The organism is Bacillota bacterium (assembly GCA_040755295.1).
GTDB lineage: Bacteria > Bacillota > Desulfotomaculia > Desulfotomaculales > Ammonificaceae > SURF-55.
In genome coordinates this window covers 1-23,572 of the sequence record JBFMBK010000003.1, presented here as the reverse complement: position 1 = coordinate 23,572, position 23,572 = coordinate 1, and the positions used below count along the sequence as shown (strand labels likewise).

At 51.7% G+C, this 23,572-nt stretch carries 24 protein-coding genes; 8 read left to right on the top strand and 16 right to left on the bottom strand.

All coding sequences use genetic code 11. The annotated features are described in order from the left end of the window. Window positions 1-2: 2 nt before the first annotated feature. The 4 genes from AB1500_03215 to AB1500_03200 all read right to left on the bottom strand — a co-directional run bounded on the left by AB1500_03215 (window position 3) and on the right by AB1500_03200 (window position 4,611). Window positions 3-977 carry an oxidoreductase gene (locus AB1500_03215; GenBank protein ID MEW6182173.1) on the bottom strand — a complete coding sequence of 325 codons (975 nt, stop codon included), beginning with the start codon at window positions 975-977 and terminating at the stop codon, window positions 3-5. A gap of 227 nt (window positions 978-1,204) precedes the next feature. Continuing rightward, a complete protein-coding gene (locus AB1500_03210; protein MEW6182172.1) occupies window positions 1,205-3,550 on the bottom strand; it encodes a hydrogenase iron-sulfur subunit in 2,346 nt (781 codons plus the stop codon). A gap of 346 nt (window positions 3,551-3,896) precedes the next feature. Continuing rightward, complete coding sequence (locus AB1500_03205; GenBank protein ID MEW6182171.1) at window positions 3,897-4,445, bottom strand: HDIG domain-containing metalloprotein; 549 nt, start codon at window positions 4,443-4,445, stop codon at window positions 3,897-3,899. Beyond that, window positions 4,423-4,611 carry a TrmO family methyltransferase gene (locus AB1500_03200; GenBank protein MEW6182170.1) on the bottom strand — a complete coding sequence of 63 codons (189 nt, stop codon included), beginning with the start codon at window positions 4,609-4,611 and terminating at the stop codon, window positions 4,423-4,425. Before AB1500_03200 ends, AB1500_03205 begins: the two co-directional genes overlap by 23 nt. A 215-nt stretch (window positions 4,612-4,826) precedes the next feature. On the opposite strand from AB1500_03200, the gene AB1500_03195 reads away from it, so the two are divergent. After that, window positions 4,827-5,207: a LysM domain-containing protein gene (locus tag AB1500_03195; protein MEW6182169.1), complete on the top strand. Its 381-nt coding sequence runs from the start codon at window positions 4,827-4,829 to the stop codon at window positions 5,205-5,207. A gap of 176 nt (window positions 5,208-5,383) precedes the next feature. Here the strand turns inward: AB1500_03195 and AB1500_03190 are convergent, their stop codons facing one another. The 3 genes from AB1500_03190 to AB1500_03180 form a co-directional block, all read right to left on the bottom strand. Further along, entirely contained in the window at window positions 5,384-6,691 is a 1,308-nt protein-coding gene (locus tag AB1500_03190) for a hypothetical protein (protein ID MEW6182168.1), read from the bottom strand. 193 nt (window positions 6,692-6,884) lie between these two features. After that, window positions 6,885-9,467: an Ig-like domain-containing protein gene (locus AB1500_03185; protein ID MEW6182167.1), complete on the bottom strand. Its 2,583-nt coding sequence runs from the start codon at window positions 9,465-9,467 to the stop codon at window positions 6,885-6,887. Between the two features lie 348 nt (window positions 9,468-9,815). Beyond that, window positions 9,816-10,688, bottom strand: coding sequence for an MBL fold metallo-hydrolase (locus AB1500_03180; protein ID MEW6182166.1), 873 nt, complete (start codon window positions 10,686-10,688; stop codon window positions 9,816-9,818). Window positions 10,689-10,873: 185 nt separating this feature from the next. Between AB1500_03180 and AB1500_03175 the strand changes: the two genes are divergently transcribed. Next, on the top strand, window positions 10,874-11,971 hold the full coding sequence (locus tag AB1500_03175) for a GNAT family N-acetyltransferase (protein ID MEW6182165.1): 1,098 nt from the start codon (window positions 10,874-10,876) through the stop codon (window positions 11,969-11,971). 17 nt (window positions 11,972-11,988) lie between these two features. Here the strand turns inward: AB1500_03175 and AB1500_03170 are convergent, their stop codons facing one another. Together AB1500_03170 and AB1500_03165 are read right to left on the bottom strand one after the other, a co-directional pair. After that, window positions 11,989-12,426, bottom strand: coding sequence for a hypothetical protein (locus AB1500_03170; GenBank protein MEW6182164.1), 438 nt, complete (start codon window positions 12,424-12,426; stop codon window positions 11,989-11,991). A 100-nt stretch (window positions 12,427-12,526) separates the two neighbouring features. After that, the gene (locus AB1500_03165) at window positions 12,527-12,931 is read right to left on the bottom strand and encodes a hypothetical protein (GenBank protein MEW6182163.1); all 405 of its coding nucleotides are present in this window, start codon (window positions 12,929-12,931) and stop codon (window positions 12,527-12,529) included. A gap of 243 nt (window positions 12,932-13,174) precedes the next feature. Here AB1500_03165 and AB1500_03160 point away from each other — a divergent pair, with 243 nt between their 5' ends. Beyond that, on the top strand, window positions 13,175-13,861 hold the full coding sequence (locus AB1500_03160) for a hypothetical protein (protein ID MEW6182162.1): 687 nt from the start codon (window positions 13,175-13,177) through the stop codon (window positions 13,859-13,861). An 84-nt stretch (window positions 13,862-13,945) separates the two neighbouring features. Here AB1500_03160 and AB1500_03155 read toward each other — a convergent pair whose 3' ends face one another. From AB1500_03155 to AB1500_03130, 6 genes are all read right to left on the bottom strand, one after another. Then, window positions 13,946-14,185, bottom strand: a complete 240-nt coding sequence (locus AB1500_03155) for a hypothetical protein (protein ID MEW6182161.1) — start codon at window positions 14,183-14,185, stop codon at window positions 13,946-13,948. A gap of 25 nt (window positions 14,186-14,210) precedes the next feature. Then, entirely contained in the window at window positions 14,211-14,507 is a 297-nt protein-coding gene (locus tag AB1500_03150; GenBank protein ID MEW6182160.1) for a hypothetical protein, read from the bottom strand. A gap of 103 nt (window positions 14,508-14,610) precedes the next feature. Beyond that, a complete protein-coding gene (locus tag AB1500_03145; protein MEW6182159.1) occupies window positions 14,611-14,931 on the bottom strand; it encodes a YbjQ family protein in 321 nt (106 codons plus the stop codon). A 9-nt stretch (window positions 14,932-14,940) separates the two neighbouring features. Next, entirely contained in the window at window positions 14,941-15,144 is a 204-nt protein-coding gene (locus tag AB1500_03140) for a hypothetical protein (protein ID MEW6182158.1), read from the bottom strand. Between the two features lie 258 nt (window positions 15,145-15,402). Continuing rightward, the gene (locus AB1500_03135) at window positions 15,403-15,687 is read right to left on the bottom strand and encodes a hypothetical protein (protein MEW6182157.1); all 285 of its coding nucleotides are present in this window, start codon (window positions 15,685-15,687) and stop codon (window positions 15,403-15,405) included. 164 nt (window positions 15,688-15,851) lie between these two features. After that, window positions 15,852-16,487 carry a TetR/AcrR family transcriptional regulator gene (locus AB1500_03130; protein MEW6182156.1) on the bottom strand — a complete coding sequence of 212 codons (636 nt, stop codon included), beginning with the start codon at window positions 16,485-16,487 and terminating at the stop codon, window positions 15,852-15,854. 254 nt (window positions 16,488-16,741) lie between these two features. Between AB1500_03130 and AB1500_03125 the strand changes: the two genes are divergently transcribed. From AB1500_03125 to AB1500_03110, 4 genes are read left to right on the top strand one after another with little or no spacing between them, the layout of a single operon-like run. Further along, a complete protein-coding gene (locus AB1500_03125; GenBank protein ID MEW6182155.1) occupies window positions 16,742-17,464 on the top strand; it encodes an ABC transporter ATP-binding protein in 723 nt (240 codons plus the stop codon). A 40-nt stretch (window positions 17,465-17,504) separates the two neighbouring features. Further along, on the top strand, window positions 17,505-19,853 hold the full coding sequence (locus AB1500_03120) for an FtsX-like permease family protein (protein MEW6182154.1): 2,349 nt from the start codon (window positions 17,505-17,507) through the stop codon (window positions 19,851-19,853). 47 nt (window positions 19,854-19,900) lie between these two features. Continuing rightward, window positions 19,901-20,035, top strand: a complete 135-nt coding sequence (locus AB1500_03115; GenBank protein MEW6182153.1) for a hypothetical protein — start codon at window positions 19,901-19,903, stop codon at window positions 20,033-20,035. Between the two features lie 44 nt (window positions 20,036-20,079). After that, a complete protein-coding gene (locus AB1500_03110) occupies window positions 20,080-20,211 on the top strand; it encodes a hypothetical protein (protein MEW6182152.1) in 132 nt (43 codons plus the stop codon). A gap of 126 nt (window positions 20,212-20,337) precedes the next feature. Here AB1500_03110 and AB1500_03105 read toward each other — a convergent pair whose 3' ends face one another. After that, window positions 20,338-21,663 (bottom strand): erythromycin esterase family protein, encoded by a 1,326-nt coding sequence (locus tag AB1500_03105; GenBank protein MEW6182151.1) that lies wholly within the window; start codon window positions 21,661-21,663, stop codon window positions 20,338-20,340. Between the two features lie 924 nt (window positions 21,664-22,587). Here AB1500_03105 and AB1500_03100 point away from each other — a divergent pair. Then, window positions 22,588-23,572 (top strand): IS1182 family transposase (locus tag AB1500_03100; GenBank protein ID MEW6182150.1); only part of this gene is annotated, 985 nt, incomplete at its 3' end.

Genomic DNA, 23,572 nt, shown 5'->3' with positions numbered 1-23,572 from the left:
CCCTATCCTCTTTTCCTGTTAATAATCGCGGATGGCAGGGAGAACGAGTAAAACGTGCCGACAGCGTCCTTGACCGCGTCTAAAACATCGAATATCTTCGCCGGCGGCATGTTGTCCTCCCAATCCCCGGCTATGGAGGCTAAGGCCGATATCGCTTCGGCTCCGGGATCGACCATCGACGGCAGTCGGCCGTAGCACCCCCGGCACGGCATGTTCACCCCGATACATCGCGCGCCGCACCCGCCCCTGGTGGCGAAGCCCAGGCATACGATCCCCTGATCGAGAAGGCATCTATCGCTTCCGGCGATTATTTCATGCGGGCGGTACAGCTTCTCGACCCTTTTGGCCGCTTTGTTCTTCTCCCGCGGGCAGTCGTAGCAAAGCGACCTGTCTGAGGCGAAAATCCTTTTCCCCGCCTCTCCCCGCGCGATGGGGCCCAGACTGCCGATAAACTCGATGATGGTTTCAGTCGAAGGGGGGCATCCCGGAACAAAACGGTCCACCTTAATTATGTCTTCCAGCGGCCGCACTTCTTCAGAAAACTCCGGAAGCAAAAGGCTGTAACCCTTCATTTTCGATTCCGTCAGCGGCACCGCGCCTTCCTCGTTTACGTTTGAAGGAGCTTCGCGGTACGCCCGCGCCATCACGTCTTCTCGAACGAACTGGTTGGCCAGCCCGGGAATGCCGCCGAAGCATGCGCAGGACCCGTAAGCCACGACGCTTTTACACTTCGCGCGGAAGATTTTTGCTTCCTCTTCCTGCTCGGAAGTCCTCACGGCGCCGTTAATAATCCCTATATCCACGCTCCCGTCTGCCAGCGTCTCAAGGTCACGGCGCTTGAAATCGAGGGCAACCGGCCAGTAAAGGATCTCCGCGTCATTCGGCAGATCGAGTACCGGCCTGCCGACGTCCAGGATTGACACGTCACAACCGCCGCAAGAAGCCCCCCAGTTTAAAATCATTCTGATCTTACTCATACCGACCTCCCAAGAAAATGGTTCTTCTTTCGGGGGGCGCAACGATAAGAAACGCATTGCTGCGTCAGCCCGTTGGAGCCGAATCCTCACGTACCTTTATGTACGTTCCGGTTCGTCTCCAACGTTCTTCCTTGCACTGCACCACTTCTTTTTGCGCTCCGCATAAGTTACAATACTGCTTCTAAGTTCCAAGCTTACGGGTCCTGATTTCCACTCCTTGTGAGCTTCTAAGTAGATCCAAGCGCAGCCAGGTTCTTATTCATTTTTTCTATCGCTTCCGCCAGGCTTCTCCACATCGGAACACCTATGAACTCCCATTTCAGCCGGATCGTATCCATACCAAGCTGCCGCATGACCGTATTCATCAGCATGACCCTCTTTGCGGTCATGTAGTTGCCCGCCCCGTGGTGGCAGTTTTTCGGCGGGCAGCCGGCGATGATAATCCCGTCGACGCCCTTTCGAAAGATCTCAAGTATCAGCCCGGCGTTCACTGACGATGAACAGCGTATCCTTACGCTCCTGAAGTTCTTATGGGGTATTTTCATGCCGTATATCCCCATGAGGTCGGCCGAGGCGTACGAGCACCAATAACACAGCAGGCCGATGATCCTCGGTTCGCCCTCTTTCAATCCAGAAAAAGCGACCTCTACCTGACTTAATATCTGCTCGTTGTCGAAGTTCCGTATCCCCACCGCGCGGCTCGGACAGGCGGAAGCGCACAACCCGCATCCCTGGCAGAAAGCCTGGTCGACTTCGGCCCCTTCCGCCGTCACCTTTATCGCCCCGTGCGGACACACGGTCTCACATATCCTGCACCGCGAACAGCGCTCCTTGTCGACAGATGACAGGAATTTTGGTAATTCCTTTTCGCCCCCGGAAATGCTCTGCATCACCCTCAGCGCCGCCGCGCTTCCCTGTTCCACGCTTTCCTGAACTATTTTCGGGCCGCTCACGCCGCCCGCTACGTACACTCTGTCGACCATGGATTCCGTTGGTCGCAGGATTCTCGGCTGTATCTCAATCGGATGGTTATAACGGTCGGTCCTGAGCTTTAGTTTTTCAATCAAACCGGTCCCGCCGGGCAGAAGCGCCTCGGACAAAACGAGTATGTCCGCCTCAATCTTTTCCTCGGAACCGTCCGGCCTCTCGACGCTGACAGTCAGCCCGTCCTCCCCGTCCTGGACCCCGGTAACCTCTCCGTTTATAAAATCCGCGAACTCCGCGGCCTCGTTGTAGAAATGCTCAAACGCCCGCCCGTACGTCCTGATGTCGCCGAAATAGACCACCGATACCTCGGCGTTGTTGTTGATCGACATCACCCGGTTCGCCTGTTTGACGGCAAAACCGCAGCAGTTTTTTGAACAGTACGGCACGCCTTCGGAGGACTGTTTCGCCGTCGACCGCGAGCCGCCGCACAGCATGAACACAACGCGTTCCGCCGGACCCCGCCCGTCGGGCCGCTCCAGCCGTGCCGCTATCAAGCGCTCCATTTCCATGGAGGAGAGAACGTTGGGAGAGGAATAGTTCAATTTTTCGAGGGTTCCGAGGTCGAAGGCTTTGAACCCGGTAGCCAGAATCACCGTACCGAAGGTTTCTTCGAAGACCTCCGCTTTCGCTTCAAGGTCTATGGCGCCGGTCGGACACACCTTCAAACACTCGCCGCATCTGGTGCATGCTTCGTCGACAAGATCATAGGTGTCCGGAATCCCCATCCGGTATTCCTTGTCGATCGCCTTTCTTTTCGTCAGGCCGCATTCATACTCATTCTTCGTCTCCACCGCGCAAACCGCGGCGCACTTACCGCACGAGACACATCGACCAGGATCGATAAAAGAGGCGCCTTTGGCTATTGATGCCGCAAAGTTGCCGTTCTCCTTCCGGATATCCAATACCTCGGTGTTCGTCAGAATCCGCATCAACGGGCTGAAAACCGCTTTCCGCGCCTGCACCGGGGCGACACAGTCACTTGCGCACATCGACGGATAACCTTCGCACTGGATAAGATACGGAACCTGACAGAAGTGACCGCCGAGGTATGCCTTCTTTTCCGTCAGGGTAACGTTGATTCCCGCCGCTGCCAGATCGATGCCCGCCTGAACGCCGGCGGGACCGCCGCCTATCACCAGGCTGTTTTTCAAAACCTTCACCGGCGCCGGAACCGGCACGTTTAATATCAGTTTGGCGTGCGCCATCCTGATCATGTCCATTGCCTTGTCCGTCACGTCGCCGTCGTGAATCCAGACACACTGCTCCCTCAGGTTGGCGACCTCAAACATCGCCTTGTTAAGGCCCATCTCCGCAAGAAACGCCGCAATCCGGTCTTCATTAAAGGTAAGAGACGAGCGCTCGGAGCATCCGGCGATAAGCATTCTGTCGCAGCCCTTCAGTTCTTCCTTTACACGTGACAGACCCCCGTTACGGCACAGGTTTCCCGTTTGCAGGACGCGCGCGACACTGTCCAGTTCTTTAGTCTTTTGAATAATTACGGACATATTTACTTTTTCGGATATCTGCCCGCCGCAATCGCAAATAACCGCACCGATTTGGAGGCTTTCAGGAGCTTTAGTCTTCATTCCCTGGTCTCCCCCGCTTTTCTTAACGTAAGCAATCACTGAACCCCGTAGGGCGCAGTAATAAGCAGCGCCTGACTGTTTAAGAAGTCAGAAGTTAGAAGTCGGAAGTCAGAAAATTTGAGGAAAATTCGCATAGCGAATTCTTCTTAGAATCCTACTTCCAACCTCGCACCTCTCACTTCCCATTTGCTCGCTTCTAACCGCGCTCCATCAAAACACCAACGTGGTTTACTTAATATTGACTTCTTAACTATCACCTTTGTTATTTTTCATAAGCTCATAATATACCGTATTTAATACATAATCAACCAGTGTTCGTATCAGCAAGCGGCTTCGCCGGTCCGTGCTATTCCTTGAACAGCTCGACCCACTCATTGAACCGCGAAACCTTATCGGGACCAAACTTAACCAGGCTTTTTCTTATCTCGTCAATTGTTTTTTCTCTTTGTAGTGTCTTTTTGCCTTCTTTAGAAAAGAATTTATCGGCGAAACAGATTATTTTTTCTTCCAGAGATACGGGTAACATGTCCCTTTTAGGGAGCGGAAGTTTTCGCATCTCCACATCTTCTTTCGTTATTCCGGTACCGACATGTCTTTCGCAAACGAGTGCGTGTTTTTGCAGCCCTTCTTTTTCGAGGATTTCCCTGCCCAGGTGCCCGTGGCAGATATACGGTCTGCCGCCGTTGCAACCGATTTCCGGCAGTGTGGTGAGAAATATGCCGATGTCATGAAGCATCGCGGCCTCAAAGATAAACCGGTTGTCGGGCTTAAGATGGGGTATTTTCGCCGCCGTCGCAAGCGCCTTTTGAACAACCATTTTACTGTGTTCAACAAGAAAAAAGTATAATTCCGATTCCGGGTCGTAGTACTTTTTAATAATCTCTTCCGGGTCGATCATGTGTGCAGCACCTTCTATTTCGAAAATCTGCGCCGCCGTTTACGTAAGGTTTTATATCCAGAAGCGGCGTAGCGTTTACGATATCGACATCTTCAGTATGGATTGTTTCAGGTTGTACCGGCCGTTTATCATAACCGCGTTTTCGCCCGCGGTACTTCCGAATTCATTTACTACGGAATTTCTTTCATCGAACAGGCGCCTTTTTCCTCCCTGGCGTTTCACATTGCCTCAAGCCTTAAGCGCACACCCTTGAAAACGGATGCTGTGATTATAAGCGGCGCCTCGCCTATTATTACCTTATTTTCCGTAAAGTGGGGAACCTTTTAGCTATAACATCTATATCATGTAAAAAAAGGACTTATCAGGGAGGTGATAAATATGCACTATTATCATCATTGCCCGGCGGGAACATTTCCTTATGTAATACGGTCGGGAGATACCTTCTGGTTACTTGCCCAGTGCTACAATACAACCGTGGAAGCGATTCAGGCCGCCAATCCCGGCGCCGACCCTTACAATCTCCAAATAGGCCAGGTCGTCTGCATTCCCGGATACGCATACGCCCCTCCCGTGCCGCCGATGCCCCCGAAGTGGCCGGTTTGCCCTGCGGGTTGCGTATCCTACACGGTCGTAGCGGGAGAGACGGTTTACGACATCTGCAGAAGGCGCAGAATCACCGTGGAAATGCTCATATACTACAACCCGGGAATTGACTGTTATAACCTGAGAGCAGGCCAGATGATATGCGTTCCGAACTGATTCCGACCCAATCGCCGCTTGTTCCGCCCTATCGGCTTGCGTTCGTTGAACTCGACCGGAAGGTAATTATAAAAGGGAATAGAATGCGGATTCTATTCCCTTTCTGTTTTTAAAACCGGCATTATCCCGATTGTTTTTACCACTTTCTCCCGCCGGTCGAAAGTCGTCGCCGTTACCTATTTCAGAGAATTTAACCATGCGCTCTCGGACTTCAAGCACTCCTCGAACCTTAATGCCCAGTCTTCTTTCGATTCGTACCGTCCCAAAACCCTGCTGTTATTAATAATCTCCAACCCCTTGTCTTTGTAACCCAACACGGCGTAGCTCGTTATAAGCTCTCCGAACGAATCCATGTCCGGTTTATCCTGAAACACTTTCTCCGATTGCCTGCATTTTTCCTCCCACAGCCGCCTGGTACAGGAATATGACGGAATATATCTGTCTTCAGAGCGGCTGTAAACGGTATCCCTCCCCGACCAACAGAGAAACTGCGCGTTACGCGTGCGGCCGTACAGTTCTAATTTCCGGTCGTTGTCAAAATCCCGGTAGCCGCAGTCGCCCAACGTTTCAAAAAACAGCAACCTATAGCTGCCCTTACACTTGCCGACAATAGCCAGCTTTTGAATAACCGGCTTACTGCCGCTTTCACAGAAATATATTTCTTTGGCGCCGTCTCCATCAAGGTCATCAACTTTAACCAGCCCGTTTTCAAAACCGTCGGAACGTCCCCCGCGCAAATCCGTGATATAATCCTTTGAGTTAAAAACCCGGTTGTCCCGCTCGTCAAACACCAGGATCCTCGAATAAACGAATGACGAGTCCCCGGCTTTTTCCTTCTCGCGGTCCAACAATATCCTTTCACTCTTGCCGTCTTTATCGATGTCCGCCGTAACTTCCAGTACTTTCACTCTTTCGGTGTCATCGCCGGCACGCGGGATGCCGTTAAAACCCCCATTCTCATTGTCCGCCTTATCTTCTTTATAAACAGTTACCCACGAATCTCTTCCGTCTTCCTCAAACGAACTGAATACCACTTTACATTCATTTATCCAGTAGCTTAGTTCGTAAGCTTTGTTTTCAGGAATCCCGTACGAAGTCTCTGCAATCTTTTTTCCGCCAAGCTTTTTTTGCACTTGCGCGAAATCCATCCCTGCCCTTGCCCCGTTTATATCGACCATTTGATCGCAATCAATGGAAACGATCTTATGGTCATCGTCAAAGACAAACGTCAACCCGTATTCTACGAAGTAATAACCCTCGCGGGCGCCTTCCGGCCCGGCGTCAACGAACTCATAGTTATTCCCGAGTTCCCCGACCACGCCGTCCTTGCTCATGTTGATTATGCCTGAGATCCCCTTGATATCCGGTTTAAACTCCGACTCGTACGCTGACCCCGCACTTTTGTTACTAATGTCTGTTGAGCCGCACCCTGCGGACAATGTCAATAATAAGAGCCCGAGCGCCACCACAAGCCTGTTCGGCAAAAAAGCTACCTCCCAAAAGCTAACTTAGGCCTTCGCTTCGTAAACCGTCTCGTGGCTGTCACTTGTAATATTGTTATCGGGCATTCTACGGCGGTCTGCAGTATGCGGTAGATTACGGGATTGAACTTCCATCGGTATTGATCGGTCAATGAGACTACCCCTAACCATCCCGCGAGAGGGTTGCTTTGTCTTTTTAATCCTTCCAGTGGCAGAGACAAACCACGTCCATGGGGTGAGGCAACACATCGTCCTCGAACGGGTGGCAGTGCGAACAGAACGGGTTTTGCGTTCCTGAATAAAAATAATTCGAATCATTCCGGCAGTTTTTATTTCCCGCGCCGTGGCAGTTGTAGCAGATACCACGGTTGTCCATACGTAAGAGCGCCGAGGTGTCCCCCCTCGCTTTATCCGTTGCCGGGTCTGTGGCGTCGCGCGCCCAGTCCGCCGCCCAGCTCTCATCGTCCATTACGACCATACTGCTGTGCGCCCGGTGGCAGCTGAGACATCCCACCTGATTGGCCGCCCAGCCCGTTACCCTTTTGTACACACTCGGCGTGCCGGTTTCGAGGCTTTCGTCCGTAACGGAATTCCACAGGATGTGCGCGCCTATGGGATGCCGCCACATTCCATAGTACTGGACGGCTTCTCCTCCCCCGGCCTGCCAATTTGCGTCGTCGTTCTGGAACTTGTCGTGGCAGGCGCCGCACCATTCCGAAGTACCGCAAACGTACCCGGTTACAACGTACGAACCTTCCGTCCCGCTATCCTCCCATGAGCCGCTGAGCCCGACGTATAGTGCGGTATAAGTCGCATCCTGCACGGTGATGCTCTTTCGCAGCAGCCTTGGGTTCGGATTAGTGGTGCTTCCAAGCACGTGCTCGATCCCGTCGCTAACCTGGGGCGCCGCGCCGCCGGCGTGCGGGTCGTGGCACGAGGCGCAGACGAAGCCTTCCCCGGTCAGCTGGTTGCTGCCGCCCGGAATCCAGTGGTAAACGTTGTCCGTGTTTTGGACCGCGCCGCTCTCATCGCCGTATACGAATCCGGATACGTTGTGCCGCGAGGTAACCGGTTTAAGTTCGCCGGCGTCGATGGTGCGATTTCCGTTTTCGTCTACGAACTGATTAACGAATCCTCCCGCAGTGGAAGGATACACATCCCCGCTGACGGTCATACTGGTATACCCGTCTTCGACATCGTACGGGGCGCTGGTGGCGCCGTCGCCATGACAGAGGAAGCAGAAGTGTGTCTGCGTCGGCCCGCCTTTCAAAAGGTTCGGCGCCTGGGCGGCGTGCGCCACGTGACACCCGGCGCAGGCATCGGTGGTGTTGGAAAACTGCCCGTGCGTCCAGGCATGCTCCGTGGTAAAGCTGAAGGTGTAGTCGCTCGCCAGGCTTATCCCCGAGTCGTCCTGGATTGAGCCGGCGGTAATGTATACCGTATAGGCGACGCCGCAGCGCATGTTGCCTTCAACCTCGATGGCGAGCGTAGCCCATACAGGAAAGCTTTTCGAAATACTCATTTCGTTTCCGGATTGATCCTTAACCTTAATCTCGTTGAAATTGGGGCCCGCCTCGATACCCCTGTCGCAGGTCACGGTAATGACCTTGTCGGTGTATACTCTGGTTGCGCCGTTCACCGGGTCGGTGCTTTGCACCGTCGGCGCGGTCTGCGCTTGATAGGCGTACTTCAGACTGCCGTTCGTCAGGTCGTAGTAGCTTATGTGCGCGCCTCCGGACGCATCCAGCTTTAACGAATCGTACCATCCCACGCCGCTCGAGATATCCGGAGTTCCCTCTTTCCACCCCGACGCGTCTTTCCAGTTATAGCTGAGATAATAAGAAGGACCGCTGGCGGTGCAGATGTGCGGATAACCGGACGCATCCAGCGCAATCGACGTGTATAACCAATATCCGAAATCCTCGCATTCTTCTATGTGCCAGCCGGAGCCGTCTTTGTAGGCGTACTTGAAATCGCAGTTGGTCTCGCTCTCGTAACTGATATGCGGGTAGTTTGACGCATCAAGAGCGATAGACGCGTACTTGCCGACGTTATCCGCGCCGTCGACCGTTTCCGTGTGCCAGCCGGAGCCGTCTTTATAAGCGTATTTCAGGTCAAGGTTCGTGGCGTCGTAATAGCTTATATGCGGGTAATCAGAAGCGCCCAGGAACATGGACGTGAATTCGCCTACATCGTCCGCGCCGTCGACCGTTTCCGCGTGCCAGCCGGAGCCGTCCTTATAGGCGTACTTCAGGTCCAGGTTGGTCGCGTCATAGTAGCTTATACGCGGGTAGTTTGAGCCGTCCATGACTATTGAGGTATGCATTCCGACGCCGCCGCCCGAGTCTACTGTTTCGGTGTGCCAGCCTGAACCGTCTTTGTAGGCGTGCTTCAGGTCGAGGTTGGTGGCGTCGTAGTAGCTGATATGCGGGTAGTTTGAACCGTCCAGGGCTAAAGACGTATGCATTCCTACGTCGCCGTCCGAGTCCACCGTTTCGGTATGCCAGCCTGAACCGTCTTTGTAGGCGTGCTTCAGGTCATGGTTGGTGACGTCGTAGTAGCTGATATGCGGATAGTTTGAACCGTCCAGGGCTAAAGACGTGTATTTACCCACATCACCCGTATCGTCCACCGTTTCCGCTTGCCAGGTCAAGTCCGCTTTTGCCGGTTGATAAGGAAGCATTGCGGCGAGTAAAAGGAGAATCGCTCCAACGATCAAGATCTGTTGAAGCATCCTGCGGCGGCGTTTCTTTTCTAGAGACGTCCATGCGAAAGCCACGGAACTGCCTCCTCTTCATCACTCTTTTATAACTATTCCAAAGAAGTAATCAATGCGTTTCATCGATCTATCGTGTCAATTGGTAGAACCATTCCTTCGAACAGCCCCTGTTTGTGATGGAAGATGCAGCCTTATACGGACTTTCCCTGTTCCTCTATTTCTGTAATTCGGCAAAAACCATAAATATTCCTTCCCTTACCTAAATATACTCACATATATTTGAATTTGCTTCGGCAGAATCGCCAATACCCGCACTACGATAAGAGCCGTTAAGTTCTCTATAAATAAATACAGATTCACATTATATTCTCAGAGGCAAACGAATACCGCGTTATCGTACCATAACCGTTAATCCCCTGTTAAATCCTTACGGTCGCGGAGTTTCAGATGCGCCTGGAAGGTCCTTGCGGCCAGAGGATTGACGGCAGCCGCCGGAAGACCCATTTCGGCGACAACCCTCCGGCACAGTTCCATCGGGTCCTGATAAGCATCGCCGCCGGTCGCCTTCAGCACCGCGTCGTGAGCGCGCTGGATGCAGCGCAGTCCGTCATCCATCGCCCGGTAAGCCCGCTCGCCTTTCCGCGGTTCGTCCCAGGAAGACAGCAGCAGTTTCACACCGCCGGCACCCTTTAGTTTCTTGACGGAATCGACGGAGGCCGTAACATCGTCGTAAATGGGGATGTCACCGGCAGTCGGAATCGCATCCCCGGAAAAGAGAGCGCCGCCCTCTTTGAGAAAAACGGATATCGAGCCCTGCGAGTGTCCCGGCGTATGAAACACCTCCAGCGAAAGTCCACCGCCCAGTTCCACGATGTCCCCGTCCTCAAGCACGCCGTCAATTTTCACCGACCCGCCCACCAGGGTGCCGAATCCTGGGATCGGCCGCTCCCGCAGTTGCAGCTCGACGTCTTCAACCCACCGTCGGTCTCCCTCATGCGCCGCCACAGTGCAGCCGGTAGCCCGTTTTACGGCGTACAGCGCGCCGATATGGTCCGGGTGGGCGTGTGTCAGCACGACCAGACTTATTTCCTCCGGCCGCCTGCCGCTTTTGCGTATATAGCCGAAAACGGCCTCTTCAGAGCCGCTCACGCCGGTGTCGATAAGACAGATGCTCTCACCGTATATCAGAAACACGTACACGAACCTCGCGACCTCAACCCCCGGGCCGACCGGGATCTTAAACGGAACCTTCAGCGCGTGAACATTTTCGGATACCTTCATCTCCGAAGCCTCGTTTCATGATTGTTAGTCCCTTTACGTTCGGGATTTATGGAATTATACCCATCCGGATTAAAAAGTGTCAAGAAATCCTGCTTCCGCAATATATTGAAACGCGGGTGTCGATGAATTCGGCAAACCTTTTATTGGCATCTTCGGGGCATAAAATTCGGAAAGGTGTAGATCAAATGGCTGTTGTCCAGGTAACTACCCAAGCGCAGGTAAAACGGTTTATTGATTTGGAGGCGGCCGTGTATCGCAACAACCCTTACTGGGTTCCGGCGATAGCGAAAGACACCTCAAGATTGATAACCGGCCGGACTCCTTTCTCTTCCTATATCGAACAAAATGCTTTTTACGCGGAACATGAAGGAGAGGTTACGGCGCGTGTCTGTATGTTTATAAACCGCCTGTTTATCAAGAACCGGAAAAGGAATACCGCCTTCTTCGGTCTTTTTGAAGCCCTGCCGGATAAACAAATCGACGTCGTTGAACTCTTCCGGGCCGCCGTCTCCTGGTTGAAAGAAAAGGGAGTGTCTTCTTTAACGGGTCCGGTAAACGGCGATCTTTTCTTCGGTTTCGGCTTGAAATCGGACCGTTTCGACGAGCTGCCCGTGTTTCCCTATTCATACGCGCAGCCTTACTACGCGGCGTATCTCGAAAGCATGGGCTTCAATAAGCAGCACCGGGAACTGTGTTATTCCATCGACCTCGAATCCATCCCCGAAGCACATCTGTTATCGCGTTACGAAATTCCGGGCGTCGATATACGGCCCGTATCCTTAACCGACTTTCAGCGGGACCACGCCGCAATCATAGGAATAGGGAACGCGGCGTTTAAGAACATATGGTACTTTGCAGGTTACGACGTCGACACCAGTTACGAATTCTGGATGGAAAAGAAGCCTTTTATCGTCCCTGATTTCGTGCTGATAGCCGAGGCCGGCGGGCGGCCGATAGGATACATAATATCATTCCTTGACCTCAACGCCGCCGTCCAGGCAATGGGGGGAAGAAACGACCTTTTCGCCGCCTTGAAGTTTCTGTGGACGCGAAGGGGCATCAGGGACGGAAGCGTCTTCAGCATGGGGGTGCTTCCCGCTTATGCCGGTAAGGGCGTCGGCTCGGCCCTGCTGGCAGCCATCCTTCTGACCATGAAAAAGCGCGGCTTTACTAAATGCTACTACCATACCGTAACCGACAACAACATTCCCTCGCGCAAACTGGCCGAGTCGTTCAACGGAAGTGTCACCGCCAACTACGCCGGTTACTACAAAAAAGTTTAATGCTTCTCTAATATAATTTATACAACCGTCTTATGCTTGTTAAAAGGGCAAGGAAGATCGCAGTTGGGGCAAACTCTTATACGGTAAAGCACCAGGGCGTACACAAGAAATACGGTCAAGATTATACCGACAATCAGGTTAAGCCTGTAAACCGCCGCAAGGTACAATCCCAGAATCAACAAGAACACCGGGTAGAAAACCGCCGCTTCAAACCTGCTGAAACCGGCCCGCGTATGCCGCTCGGATTTACTCTTGGGCTTGAACGGACAATTCTGATCGCAAAAGTTGCAGATCCTCGGCCTATGGAGGTAATACCACAGATAAACGATAACTATCAAACTTACCAGCGCGGCCGTTAAAGACAATTTAACAAGGGCGTAAGCTCCCATCAGGAAGAACGCGTCAAAAACAACCGAAATCAGTATGCTCTCCGTTCCGGAAAAGCCCTTTCGCATATTTTTTAGTCCACCCTTTCCGGACTTGTTAATCAGGAAAACTATTAATAACCTGTTTTGTTGATGAACCTTTGTTTCTTTTTCGCTTAAAGCACATTTCTTATAAAACGGCCGGCGCCTTCTTTTCCTCGAATATCTTCTTCACGGATTCCCTGGTAAGTACAATCAGCGTAAGTACCCCCAGTACCGTCCCGAACGGTATCAGAATGCACTCGCTCGCGGCAACCACGAGACAGAACGTATACGCCGCGCGCCTTTTCAGGTTCCGGCCCGCCAGGATCATAAGCGCCGACAACGCCCACCCGCTGAGGATAAGCACGGCCGGGATAACCGTGAATATCCATCCCAGAAACGCCGGCGGCTCGTCCTCCCCGAATCCCCCGCACAGCATGGCTATACCCAACGCCAGGTGAATAAACGGGAAACAGGAAAACAGGGCGTTTATGCCGCCGACTATGTAATGAAAGATCGAAAGCAGGTCCAGTTGCTGTTCGTCCTGGTTCATGGTATTCTCCTTTCGGAAGGTGCGGGCGTGCCGCATTTAGCATTTACGGCCCGGATGTGATCTTCCGCGTGACGAGCTTGTGTGTCAAGTTATCCCGATGCTCCGGTATGACTTATGTTTCAACCTGTTGACCTCTTTTCCTTCAGTTCCACCGTATTTTTAAGTTTTCTTCAACGCAGAATTGCATTATAACCCGGGCCGCATCGTCAGTATTGTGATCCGGTTTAGGAGGGAACGGCAACCATGCAGACCAGGATACTCGGTGTTGTCTCGCTGCTTTGCTTGACATTCACCGTAATCTGGCTGGTTTTTCTTATTACGGAAACGGCGGCCGCCGGGCCGCTGGAGACCTTTGACCAGGTACTGGCCCATACCGCAAGGTTGGGCACGGCCTTCTACCTCACCTATCTTAACGCCGCCCTTGTCACGGTATGCGCAATCACGCTCTTTGCCTTGCTTTATCTTTCCTATAAACCGGCGGCGCCGGGATGGTCGGCCGTCGGCGCGGTGTTTATTCCGATATACGGGGTTATGAACCTGGCGGTCTATTTTTCACAGATTACCGTGGTCCCGCGTTTGCTTGAGTTGCATGCCGGACCTGAGTTTCAAGCCCAGTCTGAATTCTTGTTGCGGCAGGTTATCCAGCAGTGGCCCGGTTCGACCATCTGGGTTGTCAATAACCTGGCCTACGCCGTATTGGGAGTGCCTTCCATCATCTTCGGCATCCTCATGCTGCAGTCTTCATCCAAATTGCGGCTTGCCGGTGTTCTCCTGTCGCTCAACGGCGCCGCCTGTATCGCGGGGTTTGCCGGGATCATAATGCGTTCTGCCTGGCTCAGTCACGGTTCGCTTATAGGCGGTGTGTTTTTCTTGCTGGCGCTTGCGCCGATGAGTTTGGTCTTTCTCCAAAAATCCTCGCCCGGATCATAATGCTCCGGCACGCGCAGTGATAAACTGCGGCTTACGTCTTCACAGCGTTCGTCGGCCTAATGAGGGCATTTTATATCCTCACGTTTACTCCGTGGTATTGTCAGCGGCGTTGGGTTCGGCAAGCGGGTTAAGGTTGGAATTCATAAGGTCAATGGGTGTTCCGCATTTCGGGCATTCGATCTCGCAATCTAAATCCGCGAGAATGAACGCCAACGGATGATGACCGTTAAAAGCCGCAAGGGCGGAAAGCAGGTGGCGGAATTCAGCCTCATCCGGACATTTTCGGCTTAATACCCGCCCGATCAAGGGGATCGCCCGCGCCATCGCGTCCTCCCATGGCTGCTGGAGTTCAACCGGTATCGGCGGGGTTCCCGAAAGCCGCGTGCAGGCTACACACCAACCACCGAGAAGTAATAGCTCCACCCTGGTGTTCCGGGCGCTGTTCCGCAAGCGCTGCCAGGCAAGGTAGCGCCGTATGGGCGGCCTCGCTGACCGTGTGCTGATGGCAGACTTCCTGAAAGAGGTCTTCATACCACTTTTCCGGAGGTTCGCCTGCTTTTACACGCCTCAGCAGTTGAGCCACACGTTCACCCGTTCCGTAGTTGCTCCGCAGACCGGCCCACTTTAGATCGTCCAATGAGATCATCTTCCGCCCTCCAACCGGTATGGTAAAGGCCACAATGCGGCGGGGCCGGCGGCCTCCGCAATTTGTACATCGAATCATCGGATTATTCAGGCCCCGCCCGCAATTATTTCTTTTTCAGTTTCACGGCGGTACCGTACGCGAGCAGTTCGGCCGCTCCCTGCATCAGGCTGGCCGTTACGAAGCGCGCTCCCACGATGCCGTCGGCGCCTTTCTCTTTCGCGTCTTCGATCATCCTGTCGAGCGACTGCTCCCGCGACTCGGCCATCATCTTGGTGTAGTCCGTTATCTCCCCGCCGACCAGGTTGCGTATTCCCGCCATGATGTCCTTGCCGATGTGCCTCGCTCTAATCGTGTTACCCTTAACCATACTAAGCGTTTCGGTTATTTCGTAGTCCGCAAACTCGTCTTGCGTCGTGATTAACATAATTCCCTCCTATTTCTTGACCTTCTTTGCGTAATAGTCGTCTTCTTTATTCGCCAGCCGGTCCTTTACCGCCTTCGCAAGCAGAAGACCGAACCCGGTGATCGCAATCAAGCCTATTATCCCCGCCGGAAACGCGGCAATCATGCCCGCGACCATAGCCGCCAACCAGCAGAGCGCGACGATTCCGAGCAGTACGTATCCGCCGTTTTCCATCACGTTTTCTCCCTTATGTTTTTGTGTATATTATACCGCATCGCACGTCACGGCCGGTAATTAACACGCCGAAAACAGCGCAGCATCCTTCGGAACGATTATTATCTCCGGCCGTTAATAATGAAACCGTCTGTTCTTGTGTAGTATTATCGCGCGGAAGCTTCTAATCCGCCTCGGATTTCCGTTGCTTTAGAGTCAAACGGCAGCGGCTTGGGAATCTGAATGAATCATTTAAAGCCAAATAATAAGTCAAGCGCCTTACGACGCTTGGCAGACTACCCGGATGCTTTTACCGATTTCCCTCTCGCTGCCGTCCATGGACGTTTCCACAATCTTCAGTTTGGTGTCCAGGATGGAAGGCGCCTCCGTTTGCGCGCCGCAGGTTATACAACGGAAGATCCAGGGACAACCGCAGTCCCCCGGGGGGTCCCAGTTGACTTTGTCGCCGCCGCAATCCTCGTGTAAGACGCGGGCCTCTTTTGCCACGTCTTCGAACGCAAAATCCTCTTTTTCGCCCCTTCTTCGCACCTCGATCGCAAACACGTTCTCACCCCTTTACCGTATACTTTAAGACCTGAACCTATTCTTTTTTGGTGCTCCGGTTGCACCGATTACCCCGAAGTCAGGGGACCCAGAGTTGGATAAATGCGAATCCGGGGAACATTTAATTGTAGATTCCGGTTTGGGGGAAAAATAACAGGTATGCTCTATAGCGTCTCATGTAACCTTTTAAACCGGGTCTCGTGATTCAGCCCCGAAACATTCCTGAAACCAGGCATCACCAGCCGTTTGAAATACATATCTATCTCTTCCGCCGTACAAGGCAGATCATTATCAACCCACCATACCAGGATGCCCATAAAGGCGCTTGCAAGGTAGTGAGCCATGATTTCGGATTGAAGCGAATCATGCTTCTCGCTTGCCAGCGGCAGTTTGAGATGCTCGTGCATATGAGCAAACAGATAATCGTAGAAATGCTGGTTGAATACACCGTTACTCCGCTTCCCCAGCAGGGCTTTGAAGAAACGATGATTTCGTCCGGCGAACCGGAACAAGCTGAGGGTAATATCGACGTCGTTGATGCCTTCAGAGTTTTTCCTTGCCTCTGAAACCCGTTTATTAAGCTGCTCAAATAGTTCATGGATATCGTCAAAACAGCTGTGCAGCAGTTGATCTTTGTACTGAAAGTGAGCGTAAAAGGTGGAGCGTCCGACGTTGGCCCGATCCAGAATCTCCTGAACGGTGATCGACTCATAACCTTTTTCCGCGACTAAATCGACCAGCGCGTCTTGCAAGAGTTTGCGGGTCTTTTGCACCCGCCTGTCTTTGATGTTCTTGGTCACGTCTGTTACCTCTTTCCGTACAATTTCGCTATTCTGTTCTTTTACGAACAGATCTTGTGACTTTGGTTGTTGTTTTAACTCGGCATGACTATTATATTATAGTTGAACAAGATGTTCAATAAGTTACTAATAGTTCCGGAGTAAGATGGTCTGGCTACCTTTTCGAGAATTTTCGTCTGTGAAGGAGCAATTCAGGTAATCCGGAGCACCGTTCCGGATAAGAAGCATATTACCAATAATCGCGAAAGGGGAAAATGATGTACATCATCGACCTGCGTCAGGTGACAAAAACCTACGAAGGCTCCGCCGGCATATTCACCGTACTCAAAGGGATTGATTTGCAGGTGCGAAAAGGGGAGTTTGTCGCCGTTGTCGGCAAATCCGGCAGCGGGAAAACTACCCTGATCAATATGATTTCCGGCATAGACCGGCCCACTTCAGGTGAAATAATTGTCGGCAACAGGCTGGTCCAGTCTCTTACCGAAAGCCAGATGGCTGTTTGGAGAGGAAGAAACATAGGAGTGGTGTTTCAGTTCTTTCAACTCCTTCCTACGTTGACGGTACTGGAGAATGTAATGCTTCCAATGGACTTCTGCAATACTTTTCCTTTAAAAGAGCGTAAAAGACGGGCAGCACTTTTATTGGACAAGGTTGGCGTAGAAGAACAGGCTGATAAGTTTCCATCATGCCTATCGGGAGGGGAGCAGCAGAGAGTTGCCATAGCCAGGGCTCTGGCAAACGACCCGCAAATAATCGTAGCCGACGAGCCCACCGGGAACCTTGACAGCCGGACAGCCGAAATGGTATTTGAGATTTTCGACGGGTTGGTGGATGAAGGGAAAACCGTTATATTAATAACGCACGACAGGGATGTAGGCAAAAGGGTAAAGCGCTGCATAACTTTGGCTGACGGTAGGATCATTGATGATATTCCGGTAAATAAGGAAGCGGGCAGGAACAACAGGAAGGTGCTGTAAAATGCATAGACTCTGTTGGAAAAAAGTAATACGCGACCTGATGTCCGATAAAACAAGAACAATCCTCGTCATGATTGCGATGATAATAGGCGTCACCGGTGTCGGGGCGGTGTTGAACGCCAGGGCAATCCTCAGCCGTGAAATGGATGTCAATTATATGCGCACAAATCCGGCGTCTGCGACTCTATGGGTTGAAGGCATTGATGATGAAACCGTCAGGAAAGTAAAGAGCATGCCCGGGATCCTGGATGCAGAAGCCGGAAGGACTATCGCAGGGCGGGTACGGTCAGATGATGGCGATGAAAAGAAAATCGTCATGTTTGTTGTTGAGAATTTCAGCGACATGCGTATAGGTACATTCGAGCCGGAAGACGGAAAACGGCCTCCTGAAAAAGGGGACATACTTGTCGAAAGAGCCGCAATGCAGGTTATAAACGCAAAAACAGGCGACAAATTGGATATCAAGCTGCCGGGAGGCCCTTACACCGAGTGGAAGCTGGCAGGCACAGTGCATGCTCCCGCTCTTCCCCCTGCCTGGATGGAAGATGAAGTATTCAGTTTTATAACTCTGGAAACCTATCAGCAGCTTGGCGGCGATAATGGCTTTAATGAATTGAAATTCGTCGTATCAGAAAACCGGATGGATAAAACTTACGTACAAAGAGTCACATATAAATTAAAAGACTGGCTGGAGCAAAACGGAAAGAAAGTATGGCGGATTGAAATACCAGAACCCGGCAAGCATCCTCATGCAACCCAGATGCAAACCCTTTTGTTCCTGCTGGGAGCCTTTGGAATAATTGCGCTTATTTTAAGCGCCGTGATTGTAGCTAATGTGATCTCGGCACTTCTATCCCAGCAAATCCGCCAGATAGGAATGATGAAGGCCGTCGGCGCAAAGAGCGGCCAGATTGCAGCAATTTATCTGAGTTTTGTCATAATACTGGGGATTGCAGCAATTGCCCTTGCCGTCCCTGCAGCAGTTCTTGCCGGTAGGGCATACTCTTCTTTTGCCGCAAATATGTTGAACTTCCAGATTTTCAGCTATAGAATCCCCCTATGGACGTTCCTGAGTCAAATCGCAGTCGGCCTCCTGCTGCCTTTACTGGCAGCCGTTTATTTCATTGTTAAAGGAAGCCGGATTACCGTAATTGAAGCGCTGCAAGATTACGGAGTTGCTTTGAATAATAAAAATCCGAATACCCGTGATAGCATCAGTTCAAGATTCGGAGGAATATCCAGGCCGTTTCTTCTCTCTATAAGGAACACTTTCCGAAAAAAGGGCAGATTGTTATTCACCCTTGGGGTGCTCTCTATTGGAGGAGCTTTGTTTATTACTGCCATGAATGTTTCCGCATCCATGAATACAAGTTCGGCAGGGGTTATAAAGTCTTACCGTTTTGATGCCTCTATAGGCCTTGCCCGCCCTTATAAGAGTACTGATATAGAGGAATCGGTAAAAAAAGTCCCCGGTATAAAGGATGTAGAAGTCTGGGGAGGTTCGCAAGCCGTAACTGTACATGCGGACGGTATGAGCGGCGACAACTTCAAAGTCCTTGCAATCCCATCAGGCTCAAAACTAGTAACATCTGTCAAACCGAACACAGGCAGATGGCTGGCTCAGGAGGATACCAATGCTGTCGTTCTAAACCAACGGGTGTTGAACAAGGAACCTGATACAAAGGTTGGAGATACCATTATATTAAGAATAAACGGAAAGGACTCTGTCTGGAAAGTTGTCGGAGTTGTCCAGGAAATGATGTCCGAACCGAAGGCATATGTAAATCAGGAGTATTTTCAGCAGCTAACAGGCCAGGAAGGTTTCGGTCAGAATGTAGTTATCACAACCGGAAACAGGGATTCGAAAAATATAGAATTTGCCGTAAGAGATGTTGAAAAGAATCTTGATTCTGCCGGTTTTGAAATCACAAGCGTTGTCAAGGTGGATGACATAAGGCGGAAGATTGACGGACACCTTCTGCTCCTTGCCGTCATGCTGATTATGATGTCGTTCCTGGGCGTTGTAGTCGGAGGTCTTGGACTTTCGACCACTATGAGTATAAATGTGCTGGAACGTACCCGTGAAATCGGTATAATGCGTGCCGTCGGGGCCTCCACACACTCAATATTCCGTATAATCGTCGGTGAAGGAGTCTTAATCGGCCTTTTGAGTTGGGTATTTGCGGCCGCAATAGCTACTCCAGCAAGTATTTTTATCAGTTATATGTTTGGGACCATATTTTTCGAGACGCCTTTAAAGATAGCATTATCCCCTACAGGTGTTTTCATATGGTTGGTGCTGGCCATGCTGTTTGCAGCGCTGTCCAGCCTCTATCCGGCATACAAGGCCTCAAGAATGAGCGTCCGGGAAGTGCTTTCTTACGAATAACCGCCGTCATAGCCGGCGCCGCCGGAAGAATATTCTTACGCGTACCGTTGCATATCGTGATCCCTCCCTGGGCGCCTATTTTATGGTTGGTGATTGTTATTATCGTCGCCGTAATTGCCGGTTTATTACCGGCCTTAAGCGCCGCGCGTCTTACCGTACGTGAGGCGCTGGCTTATGAGTGAATTTTCAGGCTGTCTGTAGAGTCATAAGGGAAGGAGGTAGTAAAGTGGATAAAAAACGAATCGTTATGGTTGCGGCCGTGGTCGCTGTCATCGTGCTGGCAGCGCTATTCATCGGCATGGTCGCCCCCGGATTGATGAAAGCGATGATAGAGATGCATAAAGGTGGTTATCATTAAACGGAACAAAATCGGACGGCCGAGCGAATTTCGAACAGCCAAAACCGGTTTGGGGCATCCTTAAAATAAATTCTCATCTACCCGAACGTCCCGCCGTACCGACGGCTGCCGGAACGTCGAAGAGTTTTACTGCTCTGGGTTAGCGTCCCATTGTTGCAGCGGCGGCCCACCGCGGTTGTATACCGTTGAATCCAGGACAGCCAGCCAGTCGAAATCGGTGAAGCTTTTAGGAGTCAGTGCGAAGTAGGTCGGGTTCTTCATACTGCCCGAGCGAGTCGGAAGAGCTGCGATTTCCGAGGTTGGAAGCCCTTGGCCTTTGTGAGTTTCAATGAACCGCGCCGGCCCCGGCACGGCAGTCAGCCGCGCCTCAAGCGTGCCGGCTTCGGGCGGGCCGATGCCGTTTGCATCGGAAACGCCCACCGCCGAACCAATGACGGCATAGCGCGGGCTGAACATCTCATTGAGGTGCGCTCCCGCCGGCCACCATATGAGTAAGTCAGGGCCGAGTTGCCATTGTGCCTTCCCGCGCTTCAGATGGCTGTTGTGAGCAAAAGCCAACACTTTCCCCCGGCCGCGCTCACGGGACACCATGTATGCCAGATTGTCCGCCATCAACGCGTCGCGAATGCCAAGAAGTCTGACAACCCGTTCACTCGACTGTCGCGCTAACTCGGCATGATAGTTCAGTAACTGCCTGCCCACGGAAGCATACTGCATGGCTTCCAAATAGCTGCTTTTGTCGCTCTTAGCCACCAATTCCGGACGGCGTATATGCAGTTCTGAAATCAGATCCTCCGTCTCAATCCGCAGAGCGGTTGCGGCTGGTGAGCGGCCTATAGACTTCGCTGCGTCCATCGCTGCAGCAGGATTTTCCCAATCAGAGTCTTGGCCAAGAAGCGGGTCGATGCGTTCGCGATGCTCTTGCCCGCCGGCACTGTCAATCGAGGCAAGGTAATCGAGAACAAAATGCAGTACTTGCCTTGGACTATCGCTGACGGTCATTTCGGTCGGACTATCGAAGCCGTAGAACCGGAGTTTGACGCGATGGGAAGGATCGGCATTGTATCGCCGCATCCACTCTACGAGTTCTCGATTCGCGTCGAGCCGGCCGAAGCCGTGGCTGAATCCGGTGTCCTGCACGGCCTCATACGATGCCGGGCCGCGACCGGCTATGTACTCATTCACTGCGCGCGCCCGAGGAAAACTGCTCTCGATGGCAATGGCGCTGTAGCCGTGCGTCTCCACCAAGCGCTGGAAGAGCCGGTTGCGGAGCATAAGAATGTCCTCGCCGCCGTGGAGTGCTTCTCCGAAGCCAAGCAACTCCACCGAGTCGTCAAGTGAGGCGATGACCTTGTCGATGGAAGCGTTGAAGGTTTCGGACGAATCGACGGAGAACGGAATCGCTTCGTGCAGAATCCAATCGTCGAGGGTGGTATACACCCTTTTTTTCATTTTTCAGGACCTCCCAGTAATCCGTAGTATAGTGAATTTCCAGATAATCCGCATTCCTTAATGCCTTTGACGCCAAGATCTGCGCAAGATGGCAAGACAAAACAACCACAGAGACACAGAGCACACGGAGGGGAAAACACGAAAATGGGTGTTCATTTTTTATTTTATCTTGATATTTCTGTTCTCTGTGAACTCTGTGACTCTTTGGTGAGAAGTTTTGGTTCCGGCTTGTCCGGGTTAGGTGTATACCCCAGATTTGCATTTGGATATTCTCGCACCGGAAACAAAAAACCTTTCTTCTTTGGAGAGATTTGAACATTATGCCTTCCTTACATTAGTTGCCAGTTGGGGGGTTAAGGGCTAGGGGGTTGAAGGGCGGAGATGGTTAATTTGTGTGGTTTGGGGAGAAAACTTGGGAAAAACATGGGGCAATGAAGAGAAGAAACATTGCCTTTCCTGCCGGTTGACTGCCGGAGACGCTGTGCTCCGGGACGACGTGACATCGGCTTGGTTCGGAGCGAACGACGGCGCACTTATAGAGCCTGACGCTTGCCGTTTTCCGCTGCCCGGTTGGTAACAAAAACTCTCCTGTCTATCTTTAAAAACACATTCCTTAACTTTGGCACGACGCGTGCGCCTGTTCGCTTAGCCGAACCTTCACCGTGTCAGCGTAGGCGTCCCTCCCGCAGAGCGTTCCTTGCAGACAATCGGCAGCGGCTATGGGATTCCGGCGTTTAGCTGTTGTCAAAAGAACTGTCCCCTTGACATTTCTAATTTAATATGTTCGGTGCCTGGCACCACTTGCTTCCTGTTTTAACTGTTGTCGACGGAACCGTCAGACGTGAAAAGTGCCCTGATTAACCTAACATAAATCCACAAATATGATATAATTTAACTATAAATACAGAAGAAAAGAGTGGATTTATGGGATATATAGAAGGCCACGACCGAAATCAGATAATACTTTTTCCGGAAAGCATCGATGATTACATAAGCGACCACAGCCCCATCCGAGTAATAGATGAGTATGTGGATCAGCTTGACATAGAAGAGCTCGGTTTCAACAAAGCCGTCTGTCCATCAATAGGAAGACCGCCATACAACCCCAAAGACATGCTGAAGCTTTACCTGTACGGATACCTTAACCGGACACGCTCATCCCGAAGGCTTGAACACGAAGCATCAAGGAACATAGAAGTCATCTGGCTTCTGAAGAAACTAAGACCCGACTTCAAGACCATAGCAGATTTCAGAAAAGATAACAAAAAGGCGCTGAAAAAGGTATTCAGGGACTTCACCAGGCTTTGCGATGAATGGGGTTTATTTGGCAAGGAACTGGTGGCGATCGACGGTTCGAAGTTTCGCGCCTGCAATGCAAAAAGAAACAACTACAGCGCTAAAAAACTCAACAGGCACCTAAAACACGTTGACCAAAAGATAGACAAATACCTGCAGGAACTCGACGAGGGAGATGACGCCGAAGCCTGCGACCGGAAGCCCGATGCCGCAGAAATACAGAAAAGGATTCAGGAGCTTCGCGACCGCAAGAAAAAATACGAACAATACCAAAAACAGCTTAAAGAAAGCGGCGAAAACGAAATATCCACCACCGACCCCGATGCCCGGCTCATGTGCAACAACAACAATAACGTCGATGTAAGCTATAATGTCCAAACAACAGTAGATTCCAAGCATAAACTAATAGCCGATTTCAAAGTCACCCAAAAACCGAACGACTTGGGCGAACTTGACAACATGGCGCTCAGAGCAAAGAAGCTCTTCGGCGGCAAAGAATTTGAAGTATTAGCAGACAAAGGATACTACAAAGCCGAAGACCTTAAGACATGCGTAGAAAACGGCATAACCCCCTACGTCACCAAGCAAATATACTCGAACGGAACCGGAGACA

Coding starts and splice junctions, on each gene's coding strand:
- AB1500_03120 (MEW6182154.1), top strand. CDS start 17,505: ATGTCCGATAAAACAAGAACAATCCTCGTCATGATTGCGATGATAATA.
- AB1500_03155 (MEW6182161.1), bottom strand. CDS start 14,185: ATGGCGCGGGCGATCCCCTTGATCGGGCGGGTATTAAGCCGAAAATGT.
- AB1500_03165 (MEW6182163.1), bottom strand. CDS start 12,931: ATGAACCAGGACGAACAGCAACTGGACCTGCTTTCGATCTTTCATTAC.
- AB1500_03195 (MEW6182169.1), top strand. CDS start 4,827: ATGCACTATTATCATCATTGCCCGGCGGGAACATTTCCTTATGTAATA.
- AB1500_03175 (MEW6182165.1), top strand. CDS start 10,874: ATGGCTGTTGTCCAGGTAACTACCCAAGCGCAGGTAAAACGGTTTATT.
- AB1500_03140 (MEW6182158.1), bottom strand. CDS start 15,144: ATGGAAAACGGCGGATACGTACTGCTCGGAATCGTCGCGCTCTGCTGG.
- AB1500_03145 (MEW6182159.1), bottom strand. CDS start 14,931: ATGTTAATCACGACGCAAGACGAGTTTGCGGACTACGAAATAACCGAA.
- AB1500_03180 (MEW6182166.1), bottom strand. CDS start 10,688: ATGAAGGTATCCGAAAATGTTCACGCGCTGAAGGTTCCGTTTAAGATC.
- AB1500_03150 (MEW6182160.1), bottom strand. CDS start 14,507: ATGATCTCATTGGACGATCTAAAGTGGGCCGGTCTGCGGAGCAACTAC.
- AB1500_03105 (MEW6182151.1), bottom strand. CDS start 21,663: ATGAAAAAAAGGGTGTATACCACCCTCGACGATTGGATTCTGCACGAA.
- AB1500_03170 (MEW6182164.1), bottom strand. CDS start 12,426: ATGCGAAAGGGCTTTTCCGGAACGGAGAGCATACTGATTTCGGTTGTT.
- AB1500_03215 (MEW6182173.1), bottom strand. CDS start 977: ATGAGTAAGATCAGAATGATTTTAAACTGGGGGGCTTCTTGCGGCGGT.
- AB1500_03210 (MEW6182172.1), bottom strand. CDS start 3,550: ATGAAGACTAAAGCTCCTGAAAGCCTCCAAATCGGTGCGGTTATTTGC.
- AB1500_03160 (MEW6182162.1), top strand. CDS start 13,175: ATGCAGACCAGGATACTCGGTGTTGTCTCGCTGCTTTGCTTGACATTC.
- AB1500_03125 (MEW6182155.1), top strand. CDS start 16,742: ATGATGTACATCATCGACCTGCGTCAGGTGACAAAAACCTACGAAGGC.